This is a genomic window from Roseibium limicola (genome assembly GCF_017313085.1).
Taxonomy (GTDB): domain Bacteria; phylum Pseudomonadota; class Alphaproteobacteria; order Rhizobiales; family Stappiaceae; genus Roseibium; species Roseibium limicola.
The window spans coordinates 447,917-472,135 of record NZ_JAFLNF010000003.1 but is presented as its reverse complement, the minus strand read 5'-3'; the positions used below and the strand labels follow the sequence as shown (position 1 = coordinate 472,135).

Annotated in this window: 18 protein-coding genes; 14 read left to right on the top strand and 4 right to left on the bottom strand. The window is 57.3% G+C overall.

The genetic code is table 11. From position 1 onward, the window contains the following. Nucleotides 1–154: 154 nt before the first annotated feature. The 3 genes from J0X15_RS09340 (at nt 155) to J0X15_RS09330 (ending at nt 2,135) form a co-directional block, all read left to right on the top strand. The gene (locus tag J0X15_RS09340; protein ID WP_206939976.1) at nt 155–1,192 is read left to right on the top strand and encodes a ligase-associated DNA damage response exonuclease; all 1,038 of its coding nucleotides are present in this window, start codon (nt 155–157) and stop codon (nt 1,190–1,192) included. A 69-nt stretch (nt 1,193–1,261) separates the two neighbouring features. Then, on the top strand, nt 1,262–1,690 hold the full coding sequence (locus J0X15_RS09335; RefSeq protein WP_206939974.1) for a DUF4440 domain-containing protein: 429 nt from the start codon (nt 1,262–1,264) through the stop codon (nt 1,688–1,690). Nucleotides 1,691–1,739: 49 nt separating this feature from the next. Then, a complete protein-coding gene (locus J0X15_RS09330; protein WP_206939972.1) occupies nt 1,740–2,135 on the top strand; it encodes a VOC family protein in 396 nt (131 codons plus the stop codon). An 80-nt stretch (nt 2,136–2,215) separates the two neighbouring features. Here J0X15_RS09330 and J0X15_RS09325 read toward each other — a convergent pair whose 3' ends face one another. Continuing rightward, nucleotides 2,216–4,261: a DEAD/DEAH box helicase gene (locus J0X15_RS09325; protein ID WP_206939970.1), complete on the bottom strand. Its 2,046-nt coding sequence runs from the start codon at nt 4,259–4,261 to the stop codon at nt 2,216–2,218. 402 nt (nt 4,262–4,663) lie between these two features. On the opposite strand from J0X15_RS09325, the gene J0X15_RS09320 reads away from it, so the two are divergent. From J0X15_RS09320 to J0X15_RS09310, 3 genes are all read left to right on the top strand, one after another. After that, a complete protein-coding gene (locus tag J0X15_RS09320; RefSeq protein ID WP_206939968.1) occupies nt 4,664–6,331 on the top strand; it encodes a cisplatin damage response ATP-dependent DNA ligase in 1,668 nt (555 codons plus the stop codon). Between the two features lie 86 nt (nt 6,332–6,417). Beyond that, the gene (locus J0X15_RS09315; RefSeq protein ID WP_206939966.1) at nt 6,418–7,038 is read left to right on the top strand and encodes a 2-hydroxychromene-2-carboxylate isomerase; all 621 of its coding nucleotides are present in this window, start codon (nt 6,418–6,420) and stop codon (nt 7,036–7,038) included. Between the two features lie 216 nt (nt 7,039–7,254). After that, entirely contained in the window at nt 7,255–8,103 is an 849-nt protein-coding gene (locus tag J0X15_RS09310) for a hypothetical protein (RefSeq protein WP_206939964.1), read from the top strand. 56 nt (nt 8,104–8,159) lie between these two features. On the opposite strand, the gene J0X15_RS09305 is transcribed toward J0X15_RS09310, so the two are convergent. After that, nucleotides 8,160–9,026: an acyl-CoA thioesterase gene (locus tag J0X15_RS09305; protein WP_206939962.1), complete on the bottom strand. Its 867-nt coding sequence runs from the start codon at nt 9,024–9,026 to the stop codon at nt 8,160–8,162. 324 nt (nt 9,027–9,350) lie between these two features. Between J0X15_RS09305 and J0X15_RS09300 the strand changes: the two genes are divergently transcribed. Together J0X15_RS09300 and J0X15_RS09295 are read left to right on the top strand one after the other, a co-directional pair. After that, a complete protein-coding gene (locus tag J0X15_RS09300) occupies nt 9,351–9,818 on the top strand; it encodes a secondary thiamine-phosphate synthase enzyme YjbQ (protein WP_206939960.1) in 468 nt (155 codons plus the stop codon). Between the two features lie 776 nt (nt 9,819–10,594). After that, nucleotides 10,595–11,317, top strand: coding sequence for a response regulator transcription factor (locus J0X15_RS09295; protein WP_206939958.1), 723 nt, complete (start codon nt 10,595–10,597; stop codon nt 11,315–11,317). A 118-nt stretch (nt 11,318–11,435) separates the two neighbouring features. Here the strand turns inward: J0X15_RS09295 and J0X15_RS09290 are convergent, their stop codons facing one another. Then, nucleotides 11,436–14,966, bottom strand: a complete 3,531-nt coding sequence (locus tag J0X15_RS09290; protein ID WP_206939956.1) for a PAS domain-containing hybrid sensor histidine kinase/response regulator — start codon at nt 14,964–14,966, stop codon at nt 11,436–11,438. Nucleotides 14,967–15,318: 352 nt separating this feature from the next. On the opposite strand from J0X15_RS09290, the gene J0X15_RS09285 reads away from it, so the two are divergent. From J0X15_RS09285 to J0X15_RS09275, 3 genes are all read left to right on the top strand, one after another. Continuing rightward, nucleotides 15,319–16,521: a pyridoxal phosphate-dependent aminotransferase gene (locus J0X15_RS09285; RefSeq protein ID WP_206939954.1), complete on the top strand. Its 1,203-nt coding sequence runs from the start codon at nt 15,319–15,321 to the stop codon at nt 16,519–16,521. 665 nt (nt 16,522–17,186) lie between these two features. Next, entirely contained in the window at nt 17,187–17,783 is a 597-nt protein-coding gene (locus J0X15_RS09280) for a response regulator transcription factor (protein WP_206939952.1), read from the top strand. Nucleotides 17,784–18,091: 308 nt separating this feature from the next. Continuing rightward, nucleotides 18,092–18,808, top strand: a complete 717-nt coding sequence (locus J0X15_RS09275; protein ID WP_206939950.1) for a Crp/Fnr family transcriptional regulator — start codon at nt 18,092–18,094, stop codon at nt 18,806–18,808. 32 nt (nt 18,809–18,840) lie between these two features. On the opposite strand, the gene hemN is transcribed toward J0X15_RS09275, so the two are convergent. Further along, nucleotides 18,841–20,223: an oxygen-independent coproporphyrinogen III oxidase gene (hemN, locus tag J0X15_RS09270; RefSeq protein WP_206939948.1), complete on the bottom strand. Its 1,383-nt coding sequence runs from the start codon at nt 20,221–20,223 to the stop codon at nt 18,841–18,843. Between the two features lie 126 nt (nt 20,224–20,349). On the opposite strand from hemN, the gene J0X15_RS09265 reads away from it, so the two are divergent. The 3 genes from J0X15_RS09265 to ccoO all read left to right on the top strand — a co-directional run bounded on the left by J0X15_RS09265 (nt 20,350) and on the right by ccoO (nt 24,219). Continuing rightward, the gene (locus tag J0X15_RS09265) at nt 20,350–21,510 is read left to right on the top strand and encodes a WD40/YVTN/BNR-like repeat-containing protein (protein ID WP_206939946.1); all 1,161 of its coding nucleotides are present in this window, start codon (nt 20,350–20,352) and stop codon (nt 21,508–21,510) included. A gap of 301 nt (nt 21,511–21,811) precedes the next feature. Further along, the gene (gene ccoN, locus J0X15_RS09260; protein WP_206939944.1) at nt 21,812–23,470 is read left to right on the top strand and encodes a cytochrome-c oxidase, cbb3-type subunit I; all 1,659 of its coding nucleotides are present in this window, start codon (nt 21,812–21,814) and stop codon (nt 23,468–23,470) included. Between the two features lie 14 nt (nt 23,471–23,484). Continuing rightward, nucleotides 23,485–24,219, top strand: coding sequence for a cytochrome-c oxidase, cbb3-type subunit II (ccoO, locus tag J0X15_RS09255; RefSeq protein ID WP_206939941.1), 735 nt, complete (start codon nt 23,485–23,487; stop codon nt 24,217–24,219).

Below are 24,219 nucleotides of genomic sequence, written 5' to 3'. Positions count from 1 at the left end.
GCTTATGTAGGGAAGCTTTTCGCGAAAGGCGAGCCTGTCGTGATGGCTATGCGCGTTACCATCTGCTGGCCCACACGACCGGGTATGGCCGAGAGCTCAAAGAAAGCTATTGGACGGGCTGGCAATTTCGATCCGGCATCCTACTGTTTAGAACATGTCCGAGACCCTGATCCTCACGCCGGAAGGCCTCTACTGCCCTGATGTCAGGGCACACATCGACCCGGTTCGTCCGGTCGAACGTGCCATCATCACCCATGGACATGCCGATCATGCGCGTGCCGGGCATGGCAGCGTTCTGGCAACGCCTCAAACGCTGGACATCATGGCGATCCGTTATGGACAAGGGTTTTGCGAACAGCGCCAGGAGCTGGTCTATGGCGAAGTCGTGAAAGTCGCGGAGACCAAAATCAGCTTGCATCCGGCAGGGCATGTGCTCGGCTCAGCCCAGGTTCGTCTTGCAGACAAGGCTGGACGAACAGTCATCTCCGGTGATTACAAACGTCAGTCCGACCCGACATGTGCGGATTTCGAGCTGGTGCCCTGCGATACCTTCGTAACGGAGGCGACTTTCGGCCTTCCGGTGTTTCGCCATCCGCCAGCGCAGGAGGAAATGCAAAAGCTTTTGGCTTCGCTTCAGCTACTTCCGGAAAAGACCCATTTGCTCGGCGCGTATTCCCTGGGCAAGGCCCAACGTGTCATCGCGGAAATCCGTGCGGCGGGATATGAACGAACGATCTATCTCCACGGGGCGCTGGTCAACCTCTGCACCTACTATCAGGATCAGGGTGTCGATCTTGGGTCACTGGAGCCCGTCGGAACGAGAGGCAGGGAGCTGGCGGGGGAGATTGTCATGTGTCCGCCCGGCCAATTGGCGGATCGTTGGGCCCGACGCTTCGGTGATGCCATGACATCGGTCGCCTCCGGCTGGATGCGGGTTCGTGCCAGGGCCCGTCAGAGAGGTGTTGAGCTGCCACTTGTCATTTCAGATCACAGCGACTGGAATGATCTATGCCGGACCATCCGTGAAACCGGAGCGCAAACAATTTGGGTGACCCATGGAGCGGAAGACGCTCTGGTGCATTGGTGTGAAAATCAGGGACTTGTTGCACGGCCTCTCAACATGATCGGATATGATGATGGGGAAGAGGCGGCTGAAGCCACCGTTTCGCAGATTGATGCGGTGGCCGGTTGAGAGAAACTCCCTTATGTGGGGGAGTCACCGGCGACGGGACGGTGGGGCGAACAGGAGTTGGACGAAGAAATGAGCGACGACGGCAAGCTGGAGTACGATGAAGACGTGGCTGCTACTTCTTCTCCGGAGGAGGAAGAGCAGATCAACGCTCTGTTCGAGGACTACCTCGAAGGCTTCAATGATGCGGATGAAGACCGCATTGCCGATTGCTTCGCGCTGCCAGCCACGATTTGGCAGCATGAAAAGGGCCATGTTTTTCACGACGAAGAAGAGCTGGTCGAGAACATCGCGGCGCTGTTGGGAGCTCTCGGCAGGGAGGGGGTCGTAACCTCCGATTTCCAGGTGGTCTCCAGCCATGTCTGCGGGACGACGGCCCTGGTCACGCTCGACTGGACCCAGGATGGTCCTGACGGCGAAGTTATTCTGGAATTCACCTGTCACTATCACTTGGTCTTGCTGGGTGATGACTGGCTGATCGCGACAGTTGTGAACGAGTAGGGATCCAGCTGTGCTGCGGTGAAGGGTTATTGGCAGAGACGGGACGAAAATGGCTAAATTGATTCACTCCATGATCCGCGTTGCGGATGAAGGTATTTCGACGGATTTTTACAAGAAGGCTTTCGATCTCGAAGTGGCTGGTCGATATGTGTTTGACGGGTTCACTCTGATTTATCTGGCGAACAAGGAAACCGGCTTCGAGCTGGAGCTTACGGTCAATGGCAGTCACTCAGGCCCTTATGAACTGGGCAATGGCTACGGTCATCTAGCGCTGTCGGTTGACGACCTGGATGCGGAACATGCGCGCCTGCGAAATCTTGGTCTGGAGCTCGGCGACATCAAGCAGATGCCTTTTGAGGGCAAGCCCTTCGCCAAGTTCTTCTTCATGTCGGATCCTGATGGATACAAGATCGAGGTGCTCGAACGCGCGGGCCGTTTTCAGTAAGGCGAGATCCGGTCGTCCACACAAAAAAGCCCCGCAGTCCGATTTGGACTGCGGGGCTTTTTTATGGTCTTGGCCAGGGCTTATTTTGCAGCCTTGGATTCCTTGCGATCAGCGCGCGACGGCTTGCCGGGCTTTGCAGCCTTCTTCTTGACGCCAGCGGGCTTTACAGCGCCTTTGGGACCAGACGGCTTTTTGCCCTTGCGATCAGCACCGCCACCGAGCTCTTTCATGTCAAGCGGGGCATAGGCGGGATGGTTTGGTGTTTCCTCGTCGTCGCCGAAGCGGCGCTTGCGTGCGCGGGGTGCAGGTTTGGGGGCACCGGGACCACGGGCTGGGCCGCGTGAAGGGCGGTCGCCGTCGAGGCGATCTTCCCGGCCTGAGCCTTCATAGTCAAACCCGCGCTTGTTCCTTTCGAAACGGCCGCCGCCACCGCCTGGGCCGCCCTTGCGGTCACGAAAACCACCAGACCGGGCTTCTTCCGGCGCTGTCGGGGTTTTGGCACCCTTCAGATCGATCGGGTCGATGGAGACATTGCGTTCACCGGTTCCGTTCTCAAGAACAGCCGCTGTGTAGCTGTCGGCCACAGCACCATCAATTTCGACGTGGGTTTCGTTTTGGTAGATCTTGATCGCGCCAACGTCTTTCTTGGTGACGCCGCCGGCCTTGCAGATCATTGGAAGCAGCCACTTGGGATCCGCACGATGCTTGTGACCGAGAGATAGCTTGTACCATGCGCCGCTGTCGAACTTGCCGCGAATTTCCGCGACCCGTCCGCCGCGTTCCCCAGTGCCGCGACCGGCGAGGGAATCCGCATTGGCAGCGGTGATTTCTTCCGGTGCAGGCATGCGGGACTGATGCAGCTTGACGAAAGCGGCTGCAATCGATTCCGCATCGTGGTTTTCCAGAAGCTCACGAGCGATCTCGACCGTGTCTTCATCGGTTTCCGCAGTGAAGACCGGGTCCGACATCAGGCGGGCCTTGTCCTTGGCGCGAATGTCATCTGCAGTCGGGGCTCCGGCCCAGGTCACCTTGATGCCGGCCCACTGTAGGATACGCTCCGCCTGACGGCGCCGCGGGAAGGGGACCATCAAAACGCAGGTGCCCTTACGGCCTGCACGGCCTGTACGACCCGACCGGTGAAGCAGACCTTCCTTGCCGGTCGGCAAGTCGGCGTGAATCACCAGGTCCAGGTTGGGCAGATCGATACCACGGGCGGCAACATCAGTCGCAACACAGACGCGGGCACGACCGTCTTTCATCGCGGCTAGCGCGTTGGACCGTTCTGCCTGGCTGAGTTCGCCGGACAGGGACACGATCGCAAAGCCACGGTTGGCAAGGCGGCTGGTCAGGCGCTTGACAGCTTCACGGGTCGAGCAGAACAGGATCGACTTCTCGGCTTCATGCAAACGCAGAACGTTGATGATCGCGTTTTCGCGCTCATGCGGTGCCACCGGGTGCGCGACGTAATCAATGTCGATGTGCTGTTCACGGGCATTGATGGTCGTCAGACGCACGGCATTGCGCTGGAAGCGTTCAGCAAGCTGGGCAATCGGCTTGGAGACGGTCGCCGAGAACATCAGCGTACGGCGGCCTTCCGGCGCGGATCCGAGAATGAACTCGAGATCTTCGCGGAAGCCCATGTCGAGCATCTCATCGGCTTCATCGAGAACGACGGCCTTCAACTCGGACAGGTCCAGTGCGCCGCGCTCCAAATGGTCGCGCAGGCGGCCAGGTGTACCAACGACGATGTGAACACCACGATCCAGGTTGCGGCGTTCTGCGCGTGGATCCATGCCACCAACACAGGATGTCGTCTGGGCGCCGGTTTCACGATAAAGCCAGCTCAGCTCTTCTTTGACCTGAAGCGCGAGTTCGCGCGTCGGGGCAATTGCAAGAGCAAGCGGCGCGCCCGGAGGCGGAAGCTTGTCGTCGTCGCCGAGCAGGTTCGGGGCCAAAGCCAGTCCGAAAGCTACAGTCTTTCCGGAGCCGGTCTGTGCAGAGACCAGAAGGTCTGCATCATGCGGCGCATCGTCGAGAACGCAGGTCTGTACAGGTGTGAGAGTAGTATAGCCTTTTTTTTCTAAGGCTTTTGCCAACGCCGGAACGACGTTTTGGAAATCAGTCATTTAGATCTTTCAGTGGGGGTGCATGCGCGCGGGCGGCAAATGCTAGGCCACTGTGCGCGTATATATTTGGCGCCTGTATAGGGGTTTCCGAGCCATTCGTCCACTCTAAGGATGCTCTACAGGCCTGTTAAAATCGTTGGGCAGCTATGCAGTGTCATAAGTGTCTATGATTAATTATTGCAATTATTTCAGACTTCGACCGGGCTTGCCAAGTCAATAATGAGATGAACATACGTGCATTTACGAACCAAACAGTAGGCCTCGCGTTTTAATTGAGACATCGGGAAGCTGTGCAGCAGGCTTGGAAGCGTTCCTATGAGACGGCCCTTGAAAATCCGTCGGCCTGACGCAAGTGAAGGGACGCTCCGGCTATCACTCCCGCATTCTCTGACAGGCATACTCATGAAGGCATTCGCCGCGCTCCTTGACCGACTTTCTTTTGAGCCTCGCCGGCTGGTGAAAGAAAAGCTCGTACTGGAATACCTCGCCGCGACACCAGATCCGGATCGCGGCTATGCGCTGGCCGCGCTTGCGGGCGCGCTGACCTTTCGACACGCCAAGCCGGCAATTCTGCGCGGCCTGATTTCTGAACGAAGCGATCCGCGTCTGTTCGAATTGTCCTATGACTTCGTTGGTGATCTGTCGGAGACCATCGCGCTGATGTGGCCAATTGACGATGCAGGCTCGGATCTCAACGGCAGCTCTGACGCGTTGGCATTGTCAGATGTCGTCCATCAGTTGCAGGCGGCGGGTAAGACAGACTTGCCGGGGTTGCTGACGTACTGGCTCAGCCGTCTGGACGAGACTGGACGCTGGGCGCTGCTCAAGCTGGTAACCGGAGGATTGCGGATTGGCGTCTCAGCCCGCTCCGCAAAAGTCGCGGTTGCACGGCTTGGGGAGGTCGACCCATCGGAGGTGGAAGAAGTCTGGCATGGACTGGAGCCGCCCTACCAACCGCTCTTTGACTGGGTGGAGGGACGTGGTCCAAAGCCGAGTTACTCAGATCCGGCGCCGTTTCGACCGGCCATGCTCGCGCATCCTTTCAACTTCGAAAAGGATGGCCCGGCGCTGAATGTCGCAGAGCATCAGATTGAATGGAAATGGGATGGCATCCGTGTCCAGGCGGCCGCGGGGCGGGATGAGGAGGGGCGCCATGTCGCCCGGCTTTATACCAGGACAGGTGATGACATCTCTGCTGCCTTTCCCGACCTCCTTGAGCACCTAGCCTTTGATGGGGCGCTGGATGGCGAGCTGCTGGTGATGCGGGACGGGAAAGTGGCGGCTTTTTCTGATCTGCAGAAACGTCTCAACCGCAAGACTGTCGGCGCCAAGCTGTTGCGGGAGTTTCCGGCGGCGTTGCGTGCCTACGATCTTCTGGCTGAGGGCGGCGAAGATCTGCGCCCGCTGCCACTTTCGGAGCGGCGCCCTCGGCTCGAACGGTTTGTTGGTGAAATCGGTTCGCCGCGCATTGATCTTTCGGCAGTTCTCCCGCTCACCACTTTGGAGGAGCTCGCTGTGGCCCGTTCAGACCCTGCTGCCTATCTGAAGGGGCCCGACGCCGAGGCGGTGGAAGGGCTAATGATCAAACGGCGCGACACGGCGTATCTGACCGGCCGTCCCAAAGGCCCCTGGTACAAGTGGAAGCGCGAGCCGCATTTGATTGATGCGGTGCTGATGTATGCCCAGCGGGGGCATGGCAAACGCTCGTCGTTTTATTCTGACTACACCTTCGGTGTCTGGACGCAAACGGGGGTGGGTGCAGATGACCCATCGCTGGTTCCTGTCGGCAAGGCCTATTTTGGCTTTACCGATGAGGAACTGAAGCAGATTGATCGTTTCGTCCGCGCCAATACCGTCAATCGCTTTGGTCCGGTGCGCGAAGTGACCCAGAAACCGGACGGCGGGTTGGTCCTTGAGGTCGCCTTCGAGGGGTTGAACCGCTCGCCACGACACAAGTCCGGGCTGGCCATGCGCTTTCCTCGAATATCGCGTTTGCGGTGGGACAAACCTGCCTCCGAGGCAGACACGTTGGAAACGCTGGAAGCCCTTTTGCCCAGCGGAAGCTCTTGAGCGGAGTTGGGGCGAACAGACTTTACTTTGGCCCCTAGAGGTGAAATTCGTAGGAACTATTGAGAGTTAGGGAAGGGCGAGCGCCAATGAGCACCACGATCGACTATTACTACACCCACATTTCTCCTTGGGCCTATCTGGGCCATCAGCCGTTCCAAGCCCTGGCCGCGCGCTATGACGTCGTCATCCGGCCGAAGCCAGTCGATTTGTCTGGTGTCTTTCAATCCACCGGAGGCCTTCCGCTCGGCAAACGCCATCAGGCGCGGCAAGACTACCGGTTTGTGGAAATGCAGCGCTGGCGCGATTCCCGTGACGTGCCGTTGACGCTCAAGCCGAAGCACTTTCCGACATCGCCACGACTGGCAGATGGTTGTGCCACCTACCTCGCTGCCGCAAATGGGCCTGCTCTGCAGTTTTCGGCGCTGGCATTCCAGGCTGTTTGGGTTGATGACCTTGATATCGCCTCACCCAACGTCATCGAGCGTATGCTGGGAGACCTCGGCCTGTCGGCCAGTGATGTGCTTTCCGAAATCGAAAGTGACGCAGTTCAAGCCGATTATACGCGCAACCAGAGCGAAGCGATTTCCCTTGGTGTGATCGGGTCGCCGACTTACGTTCTCAACGGTGAGCCCTTCTGGGGTCAGGACCGGTTGGGCCTGCTCGAAGAAGCCTTGAAAAGCGGTCGCGCACCTTATCGTCCGCTCTAAAATCTCTGGAGTGCGCCGGTTTCTGCTGGCGCTCTTCTTCGGGGGAAGTATGCACAGGGGAGGTTGCCACCAGTTCGGTGGCAGCCTGATCGCTGATTTCGCCGGATGCAAAACTGGCTTGGGGATCCAGACAAAAAGCCGAGATCGCCCCCTGCCCACAACGTGCCTTTCCTGTCAGTATGCCGAAGGTAAACAAACTGTAAAAGGCGAGACGACATGGGCGTGATGACGACTGCTGCGGTACTGCCTGCCATGATGTTAATGGCGCTGACTGCGGCGCAGGCGGTACAGGCCGGTCAAGCCACCCAGACGGATGTGTCGGCTGCTGAGTCGAAAGCTCCAAGCAGTGCGCCATTCCAGAACAGTGAAGGCCTGCGTCTGGTGACGCCTGGTCAGGTCAAGCCCCGGATCCGCAAACTGCAGGAGGCGCCGGAACAGTCCGGTGTCGTGTCGCCGCCCAAAACGCCACCTAGCTCACCTGAAACAGAGCAGTTCGGATCTGCGCCGCAACTGCTTTTGCCGGATGCGCCGGGCCGTTTTGCCTTGGTCGAAGTCGATGGTGGGCTCGCCCGACTGGATCTTGAGAACGGGACGCTCGATATCTGCAAGCAGGCCGCAGATATCTGGCGTTGCCTGCCAGTGCCACAAGCACGGGACGCCTATGAGGGCGAAATCGCTGCGCTCTCGGACCAGATCGACCTTCTCGAAACGGAGGTCATTGACCTGAAAGCACGCGAGCAAGCTGCGGTTGAACAGCTTGAAGCCCAGGAAAAACTGGAAAAGCCTGAGAACCTGACAACGGGCAGCATTGGCGAGCCTCCCGCAGCTGCTGAAGAGGGCGATACAGCAGCAGTGGTCAGTCAGGTGCCAACCGTTGGTGACAAGACGTCGCGTCTGGAAACGCTGGAATCGGGTGCCGGTGTTCAAAGCAAAGACGAGGCACGCCTTGCACCGGAAGACCAGGCGCAGATTGAACAGATGGTACAGTTTTCAGAAAAGGCGATGAGGCGCTTCTTCGGCTTGATTCAGGATATGCAGAATGAGCTAACCAACGGTGGAAGCTGAAGTCTGATCTTGCGATAGCCTTGAGACTGACGCCTTTCTTTCCGGGGTAGGGCAGCTCAGGTGATCAGGTTCGTCATCTCGCGTCGGGTTAATTCGTCCAAAGGCACGACCTTGCGGGTTGTCTTGTCGAGCATTACGGCAACCACATCGCAGATTGCAGCCAACCGGTTGGTTCTGCTCTCGAAGAGGTGGTGGCGTACATTGAAGGTATTGGCCTGAACCTGCGTCAATCCGCTTTCGGCCACCACCATGTCACCGCTCTTCAGCGGACTGATCCATGTAAGCTTCATTTCCAGCACGACGCGTCCGGCATTTATTTCATTCAACCGTGCGGCGGTCAGGGATGTTGCCTGCCAAATGTGGGGTGAAGCCTCAGAGAAACAGCCAACAGCATAGGCATCGTCCACCCGTCCATCGATGGAGAGATGGCGCGGCAGAACCGTTCCGCGAAAGGTTTCGCGGGTCCCGGATTTCTTCAGCTCGTCCAAAGTTACCCGCGTCTGGACCGGGGTAGCGCTCAAACCACGTGGAGCGGCGTGATCAGGCATGTCTTCCCGGTGATCCTTGTAGCGGCTGCGTAGAGTTTTGACGGCCGTGGGTTGCGGGTCATATCCGTCAATTGCTGTGGTGCAAACTTCACCGGTTTCCCGATTCACCATTTCATGCAGAACGGTCAGCATATGTGGGCCGTCAAAGGCAATGCCGGTGCGGATGGAGAGAAGGTCTCCAGAGCGAAGTTCATGGTGAAAACGGAGGTGACGGACCCTGCGCGCTCCAATCAGCGCTTCACTCAGACCTGTGATTTGGCGGAACTGGCGGTCCGCTTCTTCAAAACGGGCAAAATAGAACTGGACGTTGAGGTGATCTACTTCGTCGCACTCCCATCGATTTACGAAGGAATGCAGAGTTTCTGAGGCTGACATTACGAGTGAGCACCTGTTTCTATTTATTTCTAGAAAGCGGCGACAGAAGTATGGTCGGTAGAGAGTGCATTGGCCGCAATGTTTTCTCCACACTCTCTGCCCTGAATTTCCAGACTTGTCGATAAACCAAGGATTGTGAGAAATTTAACTGCCACATGACGTTAGGTTGTTTGGCAAGCAACAGTGGCCATTCAGAGACTGGCCATCAGGTTTGCAGTTTGACATCTTGATTTGATAGGGATCGCTGATCGATCTCGATGTGACTTGGAATGGCGCATGCCATGGCTTGTTGGATAATCTAGGCTCTGGTTGGGAGAGACGAGCATGCACGGCAATCAGATAGGTGTCTGGACATTCGACGAGGACGCTGCCCCCTTGCGTCAGCTTATGGGACGGCTGGTTGTCCCCACGAGGGATCCGGGATTTACCACGGTTACCCACGCCCTGAATGATTGGCTTGGTCAAAATGAGGTAGGTGACGGGCTTTTGACGGTGTTCCTCCGTCATACCTCCGCCTCTCTGACCATCCAGGAAAATACCGATCCGGATGTTCAGGCGGACTTGCTCGATGCCTTGAACCGCCTGGCGCCCGAAGGCAGCGGCTATCGCCATCATCTTGAAGGGGCGGATGATATGCCGGCTCATATCAAGTCGGTGCTTGCAGGCATCAGCCTGCAAATCCCTGTCGTCTCAGGCCAATTGGATCTCGGCACCTGGCAGGCGGTCTATCTGGTTGAGCATCGGCGTGGCGCATTCCAGCGCACCGTAACGCTTCACTACACTGGAGCATAAGAGTCTCGAGAGTTTGAAGTTCTTGAGCGGCTGGCCAGAATTTTCGGCACTCCGCATAAAAGAACTCTGCATGATTTAAGGTTATACTTTGGGATAAATGAGTTCTTGAATTTTTCTCAAGACTAAAATTATTTGACGTAGGGTTTTTGTTGATTTTTTATGAACTTAAGGCGCGAAGATCGACTATATGCCGTGGTGGAGTGGTGGCAATCACTCGCTTCGATGGAGCCGGGTTAGGTTAAATTGGGATTTGAGTTTATAAACCGACTGGATCTTTTCAACTTTGATCGGAATTACCTTCGCTTTCGCGTTTCAGCCGGTCACGCGAGAGTGGAACACACATATCTGTTCTCGGAATTTGAACGCTAGGAAAAGGCATGAAATGGGCGACGAGGAAGGAGACGCCTGCAAGCAAAACAGTGCCGAGCATGGAGATCAGAGAAGGCCTCTCTGGTTGGGGCTTTATGTTGGCGATGGCTCGTAGTTGTGTCTGTGACGCTGATCCCGCTAACATGAGGGAATGCTTCAGTTCAGAGCCAGGCAAATAACAAGGCAAACAGCTAGGTGTGTGAAGTGAAGTTGGCTTTAGAGCGAGACGGGACGCTCTGATCTGAATAAGGATTGTCAGCTAGATTAACGACAACCAAGGGTGAGGTGTCCTTGGCCGTGACTCTACCGGACGGGTTCGTCAGCGTCTTGTCATCCGGGTGGGAACGGCTCTGTCGCTTGGCAATGAAAATAATCCTTGAGGGTCAACACCGCGATCGCCCTAAGGCATGGACTTAATTGGGAGGAAGGCAATCGTGCCGACAGAAACTTACAGATTTATGATCGCCGATGATCATCCGCTTTTTCGAGGAGCCTTGCGCCAGACCCTGGAGACGCTTTATCCGACTGCCGAAATTCTGGAGTACGGCGCGCTGACAGATGTCACTGCGGCGCTGGAAAAGGACAATGAAGTTGATCTGATCCTACTGGATCTGACGATGCCGGGAGTCCGGGGGTTCTCCGGGCTGATGTATCTGCGAGCGCAATATGCAGCAGTGCCTGTTGTCGTGGTGTCGGCCAATGAGGATCCGCAGGCTATTCGCCGTTGCATGTCGTTCGGGGCGTCCGGGTTCATTCCGAAATCACGCGGGATCGACGTCATCCGTCAGGCCGTGCAGTCCATCATGGAAGGCAATACCTGGACCCCGGATGAGATTGATCTGTCTGCTGAGGATGACAATGGCGATCTGGTTCAGCGGTTGGCGACTCTGACGCCACAACAGGTGCGCGTCCTGATGATGCTGTCGGAGGGACTACTGAACAAGCAGATCGCCTATGAGCTCTCGGTCTCGGAAGCCACGGTAAAGGCACATGTCTCCGCCATTCTGCAGAAGCTCGGGGTGGAGAGCCGCACCCAGGCGGTGATCGCGGCGTCGAAGATCGACAATGGCCAGTGGCAGAGCGGTGACGCGGATGCGCCTGGGACGGAGCCCCGTACAGCGACGTTGTAAGTCGCAGGCACATTGCTGAAGTCTTGTCAGACCTCTCCCCGCCTTGATCCGCCGGGAGGGGTTTTATTTACCTGGGCTCCAGGCCATAGGCCGCTTGCGCGTGGCGAATGAGTGCAGGCTACTCGGCTGCATAGCGTTCCGCCCGGCAGCGGGCGAGATGAGCGCGCAGGACAGCAGGTTTGACTGGTTTGGCGCACACCTCAATCGACTGTTCCGCCGCCTTGGCCCGCACCGCCCGGCTGCGGTCTGCGGTGACAAGAATGGCCGGCAGATCGTTCCCGAAGGTCCGTCGGAGCCGAACAATAGCTTCCAGGCCGGTGCCCTTGTCGAGGTGGTAGTCGATCAGCACAACGTCGGGGCGTTTTCCAGTTTGTGTCAGTACCGTCAGTGCCTCGACATCGTCAGCCCCGGTGATGACGTCGCAGTTCCAGGTGCTCAACAGCAGGTTCATCCCGTCCAGAATTTCCGGTTCATTGTCGATGGCCACCACGCACATGCCATCGAGCTGGGTTGCCATCGCGGGGGAAGGCACAGCCACTGCCTCCAGCGGAACCGGAGCTGCAATCGGCACGCAGACGCGGAAGCATGACCCGCTGTCGACAGAGGATGTCACACTCACCGGGTGGGTGAGGACCTGAGCGATCCGGTCGACAATGGAAAGACCCAAGCCGAGCCCTTTGGCGACCTGCGCACCCTCATCCAGACGTTTGAACTCTTCGAAGATCTGCTTCAGTTTGGAGGGGTGGATGCCCATGCCAGTGTCATGCACTTCGATCTGCACCATGTCATTCTGACGGCGACAGCCGATCAGCACCTTGCCACCCTCGGTGTATTTCAGGGCGTTGGAAATGAGGTTCTGGATCAAGCGTCGCAACAGACGGCGGTCTGAACGTATCGACTGGCTGCAGGTGACAAAAATCAATTCCAAGCCCTTTTCGCGGGCTGCTGGCTCGAACTCACGCTCCAGTCCAGAGAGAAACTCGTCAAGGCGGAAGACTGTTGGTTCTGGCTTCAAGGCACCCGTGTCGAGCCGGGAGATATCGAGCACTGCACCGATGATGTCTTCAACCGAATCCAGAGCGGCCTCGACATTGCGAACCAGAGTGCCAGTGTCGCCATCTTTCACCCGGTCCACCAGAACAGAGGCATAAAGACGCGCAGCATTCAGCGGCTGGAGAATGTCGTGCCCGGCGGCTGCGAGGAAGCGAGTCTTTCCAAGATTGGCCTCTTCGGCCACCACGGTTGCCTGCACCAGTCTTTCGTTGACGTGGGTCAGCTCCTCGGTACGCTCGCGCACCCGACGTTCCAGAGTTTCGTTGGCCCGGGCAAGGGCTTCCTCCGCCAGAACCCGCTCTGTGATGTCGGTGTAGGTCATCACGATGCCGCCGTCAGGCATTGGACTGACACGCACTTCCAGCACGGTGCCGGTTGACATCAGACGCTCCTGGAAGGTGTCCTGAGAGACAACTAGCTTGTCTAGTCGGTCGGAGACGATTGCCTCTACCGGATCTGTTCCGAACTCCCCACGCTCTGCGTTGTAGCGCAGGATTGTATCGAGCGGCGTGCCAACCTGGCCGTATTCCGGTGGCAGTCCCAGCAGCAGTCGGAACTGGCGGTTCCAGCAGATCAGTCGCAAGTCCTTGTCGAAAACGCCAATTCCCTGGCGCACCTGGTCGAGAGCGGTTTGCAGCAGGTCGCGGTTGTATTGAATGGCCGCAGAGGCATCATCCAGCAGTTTGGCGGCGGCCTTGGTCGAGGGATCATGCCGCTTGAGCATCAGCGACAGGATCAACCGAGAGGACGCTGCCCCGACTGCACTGGCCAGAAGTTGCTCGGAGAACCTCAGCAGGTTGCCATCGGCCAATTCCTGCGGGTCGACTTCCATCCCACGCTCACGGCCGAAACGGTCGAAGGAGCGCTGGGTTCTCTCCAGGCCGAGATACCGCGCAATCGTGGCCAGCAGATCCCCGGCAGTCACTGTGCTGCGGGACAGACGCAGGCTTGGGGCGGCAGCGAGATCGGCGGGCACAAAGACATTGCTTTGCAGCTTTTCTGCTGGATCCGGCTTGCGGCTCAGCGACAGCAGGATGAAACAGATGACATTGCTGCCAAGCGCCCAAAGATTGCCATGAATGAAGGAATCCATCTCAAGCCCAAGGAGAGCTTGAGGGCGCAGTGCAGAAATGCCGAAAGGTCCGAGTTCCAGTATGCTTGGCGAGATCAGGCCCGAACTGGCGAAATTCGGTAGGAGCAGAGTGTAGAGCCAGAAGGCAAAACCAACGCACATGCCTGCAATCGCCCCGCGTGCCGTCGCCCGACGCCAGACCAGCGCGCCGATGAAGGCAGGCGCGAACTGGGCGATGGCGGCGAAGGACAGTAGGCCGATAGAGGCAAGGGCGGCGGTGTCGCCGACGGTCAGATAGAAAGCGTAGGCAAGGAGTAAAATCCCGCCGATGGCCATGCGACGGGTGTTGAGCAGCAGCCGGCTCATGTCCTTGCCACCACCCGCAATGATCTCGTCTTCGCTGCGTCGGCGCAAGATCAGGGGGACGGCAATGTCATTGCAGATCATGATCGCGAGCGCGACAGTGGCTACGATGACCATGGCTGTGGAGGCGGACAGACCGCCGATGAAGACGAACAGTGCTAGCCACGACTGCCCCTGGTCAATCGGTAGAGCAAGAACAAAGGTGTCCGGATTGATGTCCTGACCGAAGCGCAGCAGCCCGGCAGCCGCGATGGGGACAACAAACAGGTTGATGGCGACCAGATAAAGCGGAAACAGCCATGTCGCCCGTTTGAGTTCGTCGTCGGAATTGTTCTCGGTCACCGTCACATGGAATTGCCGCGGCAGTAGAAGAACGGCAAAGCCGGACAGCAATGTCATCACCGTCCAGTTGCCCAAATTGAGCGGTTGCTCGAAAACCTGCCGCACTTCAGGGGCTTCTGCAATGGCACGCGTCAGGTCGCCGGGACCATCATACAGGCTGAAACATACCCAGATGCCCACCGCAAGGAACGCAAGAAGTTTGACGATGGCCTCAGCGGCGATCGCCAACATCAGGCCTTCCTGATGTTCGGTTGCGTCAATATGGCGGGTGCCGAACAGCCACGAGAACACCGCCATGCCGATGGCGATGACAAGCGTTATATCGGTCAGGGCCAACGAGGAACCAAAAGACGGCGTGATGTCGGCAACTGGACCGATCATCGTCGTCAGGGACTGAGAGACTGCCTTCAGCTGCAGAGCGATGTAGGGAACGATGCCGATAACGGCGATCAGTGTTGCTAGTGCGGAAACGGACTGACTCTTGCCGTAGCGGGCGCCGATGAAGTCGGCAATCGACGTAATGCGCTCTGCCTTGGCGATCCGCACGACACGTCGCAGCAACGCATAGCCGAGAACGAAGACGATAAACGGCCCCAGGTAAATGGTGAGAAACTCAAGACCAGTCCGGGAGGCATTTCCGACCGAGCCATAGAACGTCCAGGAGGTGCAATAGACGGAGAGTGAAAGCGCATAGATGATCGGGCGGCCCCGGACGGAAAAGCCCTGCCGTCGCGACTTGCGGTCGCCGTAGCTGGCGATCGCAAACAGCAACAGGATGTAAGCGACAGCTGCAAAGATAACGAGCCATGCCTGCACCATGGTTTACTCAAATTCCTCCACCCCAGGCTCCCGCACTTCAGCTGTCTGCGTCATGCCTGTTGCCACACCGCCTAAAGCGGCTCATTCAACGACTTCGTTTGTGCGACGCAGCAAGACGTGTATCCTGCAAGCAATTGAAGTACTTGACGAAACCCTATCTGAGGACTTGAACACATTTCACCGGTTCCTGTCTATTGAACTTGCGGCGCAGAGCTTTACCGGGCTGCTCTGCAGTCCTTGGTGATCCATCAGGCGCCTTGATGAAAACGCGACGAATTGTCATGCCAAAAGCACCAGCAACCCGATAGGATGCGGCTACATCCTTCCCTTCAGGTTTTTAGCCGGTATCTTCATGCAGCACATATCATCTGTCTCGCCTCTGGTCCGCCATCTCAGCGCCGAAGCGCGACGGGCGCCCGAATCTGGCATTGTCGAAGTCATCAATGCGGGGCGGGAACGCGATGATCTGGTTCCGCTCTGGGTTGGTGAAGGCGATCTTCCGACACCGGATTTCATCTGTCAGGCCGCCAAACAGTCTTTCGACCGAGGCGAGACGTTCTACACCTATCAGCGCGGAATTCCTGAGCTGCGTCAGGCGTTGGCGGAGGACCACAGCAAGCTCTACGGTAAGCCCTTTTCTGCGGAGCGCTTCTTCGTCACAGGCTCCGGCATGCAATCTATCCAGATTGCCGTCAGATGTGTGGCGGGTCCGGGAGATGAGGTTGTGTATGCCGCGCCGGCCTGGCCGAACCTTCCGGCGGCGGTGGAGCTGACAGGGGCTCATGCAGTTCCAGTTGCGATGGAACTGCATGACGGCAGGTGGGAATTAGATGTGGAGCGGTTGTTCGCTGCCGTTACGCCGAAGACCCGGGCTATCTTTCTAAATTCGCCCTGTAATCCGACAGGCTGGGTTGCCGGTCGCGAGGTTCTGCAAGCCGTGCTGACCGAAACGCGAAAGCGCGGTCTCTGGATCATCGCCGACGAGGTCTATGGCCGCTTCTTCTACGGAGCAGGCACGGCTGCCCCATCGTTTTATGATGTGGCGGAGGAGGATGACATGATCCTCTATGTGAATACATTTTCGAAGAACTGGGCGATGACCGGGTGGCGTGCGGGATGGATTTCCGCGCCTAGGGCGCTTGGGCAGGTGATCGAAAACCTCATTCAGTATTCGACTTCAGGAGTGCCGGTTCCCACCCAGCGGGCTGCCATTGCAGCGTTGACGCAAGGCGCGGACTTTCTTGCTGACCAGATTTCGAGGGCGGCTGCAGGACGCGAGGCAATTGTCTCTACACTGTCTCAGGTACCAAGACTGCAGTTGAGCGAAGCAGATGGAGCGTTTTATCTGTTCTTTTCCATCGACGGTGTTCGTGACAGCCGGCAAGGGGCATTGGACCTGGTGCGTGAAACGGGCGTCGGCTTGGCTCCGGGAGTTGCATTTGGAGCTGCTGGTGAGGGTTATTTTCGCCTTTGCTATGCAAGTAGCCTGAAACGACTTGAGACAGCTGGCAACAGGATTGGTGATTGGGCCGCCCAGTATAAGGTTGCAGGCTAAGTTGAATCCGTTAAAACACGTACATGGAGAGTGTTGCTTCGAGGGGTGATTAGCAGAACGGCAAAGCACAACTAAGTGCCTTCCTTCAAGGCCTCACCGCAAGTGCGGGCTTGGCCAGAAGCGCATGTCGTACATCTGCGGCCTCTCTCAGAGCGGCCGGTTCAGGATGAGGTGCAACGGGCTCCCACAAGACATCAAGCAGCGTCCCGTGATGCTTTTCAAGGGACGTGGTGCATCCGATAAGCCGGGTTGGACCATAATGAATTGACCGGAGTTCTTGAGGGTGCTGTCTCTCTCTTTTGTGACGTAAGAGGTGCTCATACTCGCAATACTAGCGGCGCAAGTGGTTGAAACCATTCACAGGATTCTGTTCGTTGGCCGAGAGGTCGAGGCAGATCATAGCCTTTGAGATTTTTTTCCGGAAATCCCAAGAAAATCTTCGGTCAAAGTGTAGAGTTTTGTCAGTCAATTGCGCAAGATCATTGCGAGCAACGAGCTTAGACAGTGAAACTACCCACGGATGTGATGCGATATTCGTGAACGAGTATGACGTAAGGCTCCAGGGCGAGAGTAAAAAAAGACGAGGGGTGGGTGGCAGCTGATCTGCCTATCCCAAAGGGCGCAGGCAGGGACAAACATATTCTCTGCCGGGAAGGGAAGACAGAATGCAAACTGAATCCAAGGCCATCTATATCGTTGATGACGATCCTGCCGTTCGCGATGCCTTATCGGTTGTTTTCAGCATGGAAGGATACGTCGTAGAAACCTTCTCCGACGGTGATGCTTTCATTCAATCTGCTTCCAAGACCTATCCAGCTGTTGTGTTGCTGGACGTATATATGCCAGGACGCTCAGGTCTTGAAATTCTGAAGGCGCTGAATGGCGAAGACTATCCGGCGCCGATCTTCATTATTTCCGGGCAGGGCGACATTCCGATGGCTGTCGATGCTATTCGGGACGGCGCATTTGACTTCATTGAGAAGCCTTTTACAGCTGATGGTGTCGTTAAGAGGGTCGAAGAAGGCATCAAGGCGATGCAGAACCGCCAGAAGGAGACGACTGAGTCGACCTTCCAGGGAGCGGATCTTCTGACCCGCCGTGAGCGCGAAGTTCTCAAGGAAATCACCGGCGGTGCTTCAAACAAGGAAGCTGGCCGGACGCTTGGAATTTCTCCGCGCACCATTGAGGTCCACCGGGCCCGCATCATGGAAAAGCTTGGTGCGCGCAATGCGGCTGATCTTGTGCGGATCGTTCTCGGCTAAATTTTCGGCTGTCAGCTGAACCGACACTCAATGCGACGATCATGATATCGACCGGTTGCTTCCTCGAGGCAGCCGGTCGCTTTTTGGAACAAGGGCTCTCTGTCGAGTGCGGCCATTGAACTGTCCCCAAAGGTTCGCGACAAACTGGCGCGGAAATAGCGTCCGCTTTGCATTTGCCTTTTTCTGCCGCTTCGATAGCCTTAAGGGAATATGGGGCATCATCACCAAGCGCGGGTGAGGCTCAAGCGAATATACGCGTTCATTCATTGACCTGTGCACCTGGCGCGACGGCGTCGGGAAGGGGTGTCATGCCTAATTCTGCAGTTTCGAATTCTCTTTTTTCGTCTTCGACAGGAGCAACCCTGGGGAGGCGTGCGACAACTCAACGTGCGCGCTTTGAAGACTTCGGTGGAACCCGCCGGGCCTTTGCAGCACATGAAGTGGTGTATTACGAAGGAGACCCGGTCAAACGGTTGTTTCAGCTGAGCGAGGGTTCGCTGATGCTTTACAAATTGCTGCCGGATGGAAGGCGCCAGGTTGTCGAGGTTCTGCAAGCCGGGGATATTTTCGGTCTTGCGGAGGGCAGCGAGTATGATTGCACAGCAGAAACTCTGACCAAGACATCCGTGTATGAAATCGATCTGAAAAAGGTGGAGAGCTCTGTTGGCCTTCAGCAGCAGTTGACGAAGTGCCTGATCGGTCAGATGAATGCTCTGCACGAACATGCCATGCTGCTCGGGCGCAAATCGGCGACGGAGCGGGTGGCGAGCTTTTTCATGTATCTCATTCCGAACCGCGGCGGACCCGGTTGTGTGGGCCCGGATCCCGAGGTTGAAGGTGATGGCTGCGATCTGGAACTGCATATGACCCGGCAGGAAATCGCCGATTATCTGGGATTGACAATTGAAACCGTCAGTCGCGTCATCTCAGATTTGAAAAAACGCCAGGTCATCCGGTTGGAAAAATCCGATCGGATCCACCTCAGACGCGTTTGCGATATGTGCCAGATTACCGGCATCCACTAGGGCTTCCTGGGACCTCAAGCACCGCTCTGGCATCAGATGGCCATGGAATGGCGCGGCACGGGGGGCGTCTGTTTTGAGGCTCCGGTGCTTGGAGCGGTCTTGAGATATGCATCGAAGGCCGATGCGACCAGGCGGACGAACGGGCGCCCCTCCGGTGTCATCACCAGTTCATCTCCTTCATGCCGGGCCAAGTCATCCGCCACAAAGGGTGCGAGGATGCCAAGGGCACCATCCAACGTGCTGAGAGGCAGACCGAAGGCGTTGCAGCTCGCCGTCAGATTACAGCGATAGTCGGTCATCAAACGTTCGATGATATGGCCGCGCAGCTGATCTTCACCTGTCAATGCAAATCCACGAGCAATTGGCAGTTCACCAGCCTGAACTTTCTTCCTCCAGCCACCCACGTCCGAGATGTTCTGAGCGTATCCCGTCTTGAGCTTGCCGATGGATGAAACGCCCAATCCGATCAGCTGGCTCGCTTGGTCCGTGGTGTAGCCTTGAAAGTTCCGGTGTAACTTTCCGCTGGCCAGGGCAGTGGCCATTGCGTTGTCCGGCAAGGCAAAGTGATCCAGTCCGATCTGTTGATAGCCGCCAGCGACAAGCTTCTCACGAGCCAGTTTGGCCATGCTCAGCCGGTCAGCCGGCTGGGGCAGCAGGCTTTCGTCGATCAGCCGTTGATGCTTCTTCATCCAGGGGACATGGGCGTAGCCGAAAAGCGAAATGCGCGACGGCCGCAGCGCAAGTGCCTGTTTGATTGTGGAGGCGACTGTCTCTTCCGACTGGCCTGGCAGACCGTACATCAAGTCGAAATTGACATCTTTCAGTCCGGCAGCTCGCAACAAGTCGAGGGCGCGTTCGACAGTCTCTCGTGGTTGCACCCGACCAATGGCCTTTTGCACATTCCGATCAAAATCCTGCACGCCGAGGCTGGTCCGTGTGATGCCGATATCACGCAGCGTTTGCGTCAGCTCAGTGGTGACGAGGCGTGGATCCAGCTCGATGGCATGTTCCAGATCGGGCGCCAACTCGAACAATACCCGCATCATTCCGGTTATTTCCAGAAAGTCTTGTCTCGGCAGGAGGCTCGGAGTGCCCCCGCCCCAATGGATGTGCTTCACGGGGCCGGAGTGCTTGAGGCGGTCGGCCACCAGCTCCAGCTCCTGCAGCAAAGTATCCCCATAGGCTTGCAAGGGAGCATCCTGTCGACTGGCCTTTGTCAGGCAGCCGCAATAATGGCAGATATCCCGACAGAATGGCACATGCAGATACAGTGACAAGCTGTCTTCACAGGTTAGCTCAGTGAGCCACCGGCTATAGACAGTCGCATCAACACCACTGTGGAAGTGGGGGGCGGTCGGGTAGCTTGTGTAGCGGGGCACATTGCGTGCTGCGTATGTTCGGGTCAGCTTGCTCATGGACATAACTTTCATGCAATTTTGAAACCCGTCCTTGATCTATCTCAAGCCCCTAGTTTTTTGCTGCGCTTACGTAGAGGCATGATAATTTAGACCCGGTGAAGCTGCGGGAGGAGCAGATGCGTCATGACCAAAGGTGGAGTGACTGTGCTGGTTGGCACGACCAAGGGGGCATTTTTACTGTCAGGGGGGGCGGAGCGAACAGGATGGTCCGTGAAGGGACCTCTTTGCGACGGTTGGCCCATCAATCATATGATCGGCGATGCCAAAACGGGAACCATATGGGCTGGCGGGGGAGGTGACTGGTTCGGGGCTGGCATCTGGTGCTCTGAAGACGGTGGCGAGACCTGGGAGCTCTCGAGATTGACACGTGGCACACTGGATGACTGGGCGGACAATGACCCGGAGGTCAGGAAGTTCGCCCCCTGGGCAGGTGAGCCAACGCCGTTTGAGAAAGAGTTCTCGCAAGTCTGGTCTCTAGGCTATTCGCATGGGGCTCTCTATGCGGGCACCAAACCGGCAAATCTGCTCAAAAGCACGGACCGGGGAAAATCATGGAAAAAACTGGAGAGCCTGAACAATCACCCGTCGTCGGACAGCTGGAACCCGGGAGCCGCAGGGCTGGTCCTGCATACTATCGTTTTTGATCCGGTTGACCCCGGAAAAATCTGGATTGGGATTTCCGCTGCTGGCGTATTTGCAACGGAGGATGGCGGCAAGACGTGGGATCGACGCAACAGACTGTCCAACGCCGGTGTTTGCGTAGGTCACTCCCATCCTGCCGCGCCCTCCAACGGGGAAGTCGGACATTGCATTCACAACATGATGCGCGCTCCCGGCGGTGGAGATCTGCTGTATCAGCAGAATCATCATGGCGTCTGGCGTTCCGCTGATGGTGGCAGATGCTGGGATGATTTGACGGAAGGGTTGCCCTCAACATTCGGCTTTCCGATCCGGGTCCATCCGCGTGATCCGGAAACGATATGGACCTTACCGCTGAATGGCGACAGCATCGGACGGTATCCTCCGGATGCCGCAGCAGCAGTCTGGCGGTCCCGCGATGGCGGCAAAAGCTGGGGTGCGATGCGCGACGGCCTTCCACAAAAAGATTGCTTCTTCACCGTGTTGCGTCAGGCGATGGGTGGGGACAACCAGGATCCGGCAGGCGTCTATTTCGGCACGAACTCGGGCTCGGTCTTCGCCAGCTTCGATGAAGGCGATAGCTGGCAGGAGATTGCAAGGCATCTGCCAACAGTGCTGGCTGTCGAGGTGCTGGATCAAGCCTGAAACAAGCGGGCTACCGCCGGCCCGGCCTTGAGCCGGGGCGATGTGTTTAGGCCAGTCACGGATCAATCCGGGACGGCGGTAGCGGGTGTTTCGATCCGATGGGATTGGCTCTGCGACCCGGTTCAAACCATGTCGATTTTCCGAAAACGCGATGAACAGCCGCTGCGCCCCTGTTTTGCCGCCTGTTGAAGCCAAATGCAGTTTGTTTGATCTGAATCAACGTCACGATTTGGTAGCCAGCCCATAACCAGTCTCATCCTGGACACATATGTGTCGATTCAAGACTGGGGCGCGCAAACTAATGGCATCTGAAAAAGCCAGACTGGTCTCGCTCGAGGAGGGGCTCTTCGCCGGCTTCCTCGTGCTCCTGACCTTCGCCTGCCTGATCGTGGCTGGCAAAACCCATGACGGAGTGATGAGCTTCCACGCTCTCATCGGGGCAGTTGCCGCCGGTGCGGGTGTTTTCATCATCTTCAACAATTATTTCAACTCCGAAAACGCAGCTCCTGTTCTTCAGGAGATCGATGGAAAACCCAATTACAACATGGGGCCGGTGAAGTTCGGCACTGTTGCGTCCATGGTCTGGGGGATCGCAGGTTTCACGGTCGGTCTGATCATTGCACTGCAGCTGGCCTTTCCCGCGCTGAACTTTGATCTGCCCTGGACCAGCTTCGGTCGCTTGCGGCCTCTGCACACCTCCGCCGTGATCTTCGCCTTCGGCGGCAACGTGCTGCTGGCTACCTCCATGTATGTGGTCCAGCGCACCTGTCGCGTGCGCATGCCAGGCTCCGTTCTGCCTTGGTTTGTCATCCTTGGCTACAACGTCTTTATCGTCATTGCTGGCACAGGCTATCTGTTGGGGGCCACTCAGGGCAAGGAATACGCCGAGCCGGAATGGTATGCGGACCTGTGGCTGACCATCGTTTGGGTCGCCTATCTGCTGCTGTTTCTCGGCACCATCTGGAAGCGCAAGGAACCGCATATCTATGTGGCGAACTGGTTCTATCTGGCTTTCATCGTCACCATTGCCGTTCTGCACATAACCAACAATCTGACCATTCCGGTTTCGGTTTTCGGCATGAAGTCCTACATCGTCTGGTCCGGTGTTCAGGATGCCATGGTGCAGTGGTGGTATGGCCACAACGCGGTTGGCTTCTTCCTCACCGCTGGCTTCCTCGCCATCATGTACTACTTCGTTCCGAAGCGTGCAGAGCGTCCGGTCTATTCGTACCGCCTGTCGATCGTGCACTTCTGGGCGTTGATCTTCATCTACATCTGGGCCGGTCCGCACCACCTGCATTACACGGCTCTGCCGCAGTGGGCCTCGACCCTGGGTGCGACCTTCTCGATCATCCTCTGGATGCCGTCCTGGGGCGGGATGATCAACGGGCTGATGACGCTCTCCGGGGCTTGGGACAAGCTGCGCACGGACCCGGTTCTGCGCATGATGGTGGTCTCTGTTGCCTTTTATGGCATGTCGACCTTTGAGGGGCCGCTGATGTCGGTGCGGGCGGTCAACTCGCTCTCGCACTATACGGACTGGACCATCGGTCATGTGCATTCAGGCGCGCTGGGCTGGGTCGGCTACATCTCTTTTGGGGCCATCTACTGCCTGGTTCCATGGCTTTGGAACAAGAAGAGCCTGTATTCGCTGAAACTGGTGAACTGGCACTTCTGGGTCTCCACCCTGGGCATCGTGCTCTACATCACCGCGATGTGGGTCTCCGGCATCATGCAGGGTCTGATGTGGCGTGCCTACGATAGCCTCGGCTTCCTGGAATATTCCTTCATCGAGACTGTCGAAGCGATGTTCCCTTTCTATGTGATCCGCGCGCTGGGCGGTGGGCTCTTCCTGCTGGGCGCTCTGATCATGGCCTACAACCTCTGGATGACTGTCAGGGCCGGCGAGCCGGCTGAAGCGGCAGCTCCGGCCCCCGGCGTTCTCGCCGCAGCCGAATAAGGAGGGATGGAAAAATGTCTCTTTGGACCAAACACCAGGTTTTTGAAAAGAACTCCTTCGCGCTCCTGATCGGCATCCTGATCATGGTGTCGATCGGGGGATTGGTGGAAATCGCCCCGCTCTTCTACCTGAAGAGCACCATCGAGGAGACGGAAGGGGTGCGCCCCTATACGCCACTCGAGTTGGCTGGCCGGAACATCTACGTCCGCGAGGGGTGTTATCTGTGCCACTCGCAGATGATCCGCCCGATGCGCGACGAACTGGAGCGCTATGGCCACTTCTCGCTGGCAGCCGAAAGCATGTACGACCATCCGTTCCAGTGGGGCTCCAAGCGCACCGGACCGGACCTGGCACGCGTCGGCGGCAAATACTCCGATGACTGGCATGTCGAACACCTGAGAGATCCACGCTTAGTCGTCCCTGCCTCAGTCATGCCCGGCTACCCCTTTCTGGCCGAAACCGCTCTGGACACTTATGGCATCGCCGATCATCTGAAGGTGAACGCTCTGGTCGGTGTTCCTTACACGGATGAGCAGATTGCGGAGGCCGGTCGCGACATGCTGGGACAAGCCAATCCCGACACGGATGCAAGCGATGCCTTCAAGGAGCGCTATCCGACAGCATTGGTGCGGGATTTCGACGGCAACCCGAAAGCCGTCACCGAGATGGATGCTCTGGTCGCCTACCTGCAGATGCTCGGCACACTGGTGGACTTCTCCATCTACGACGACAAGGCAAACTTGAGGTGA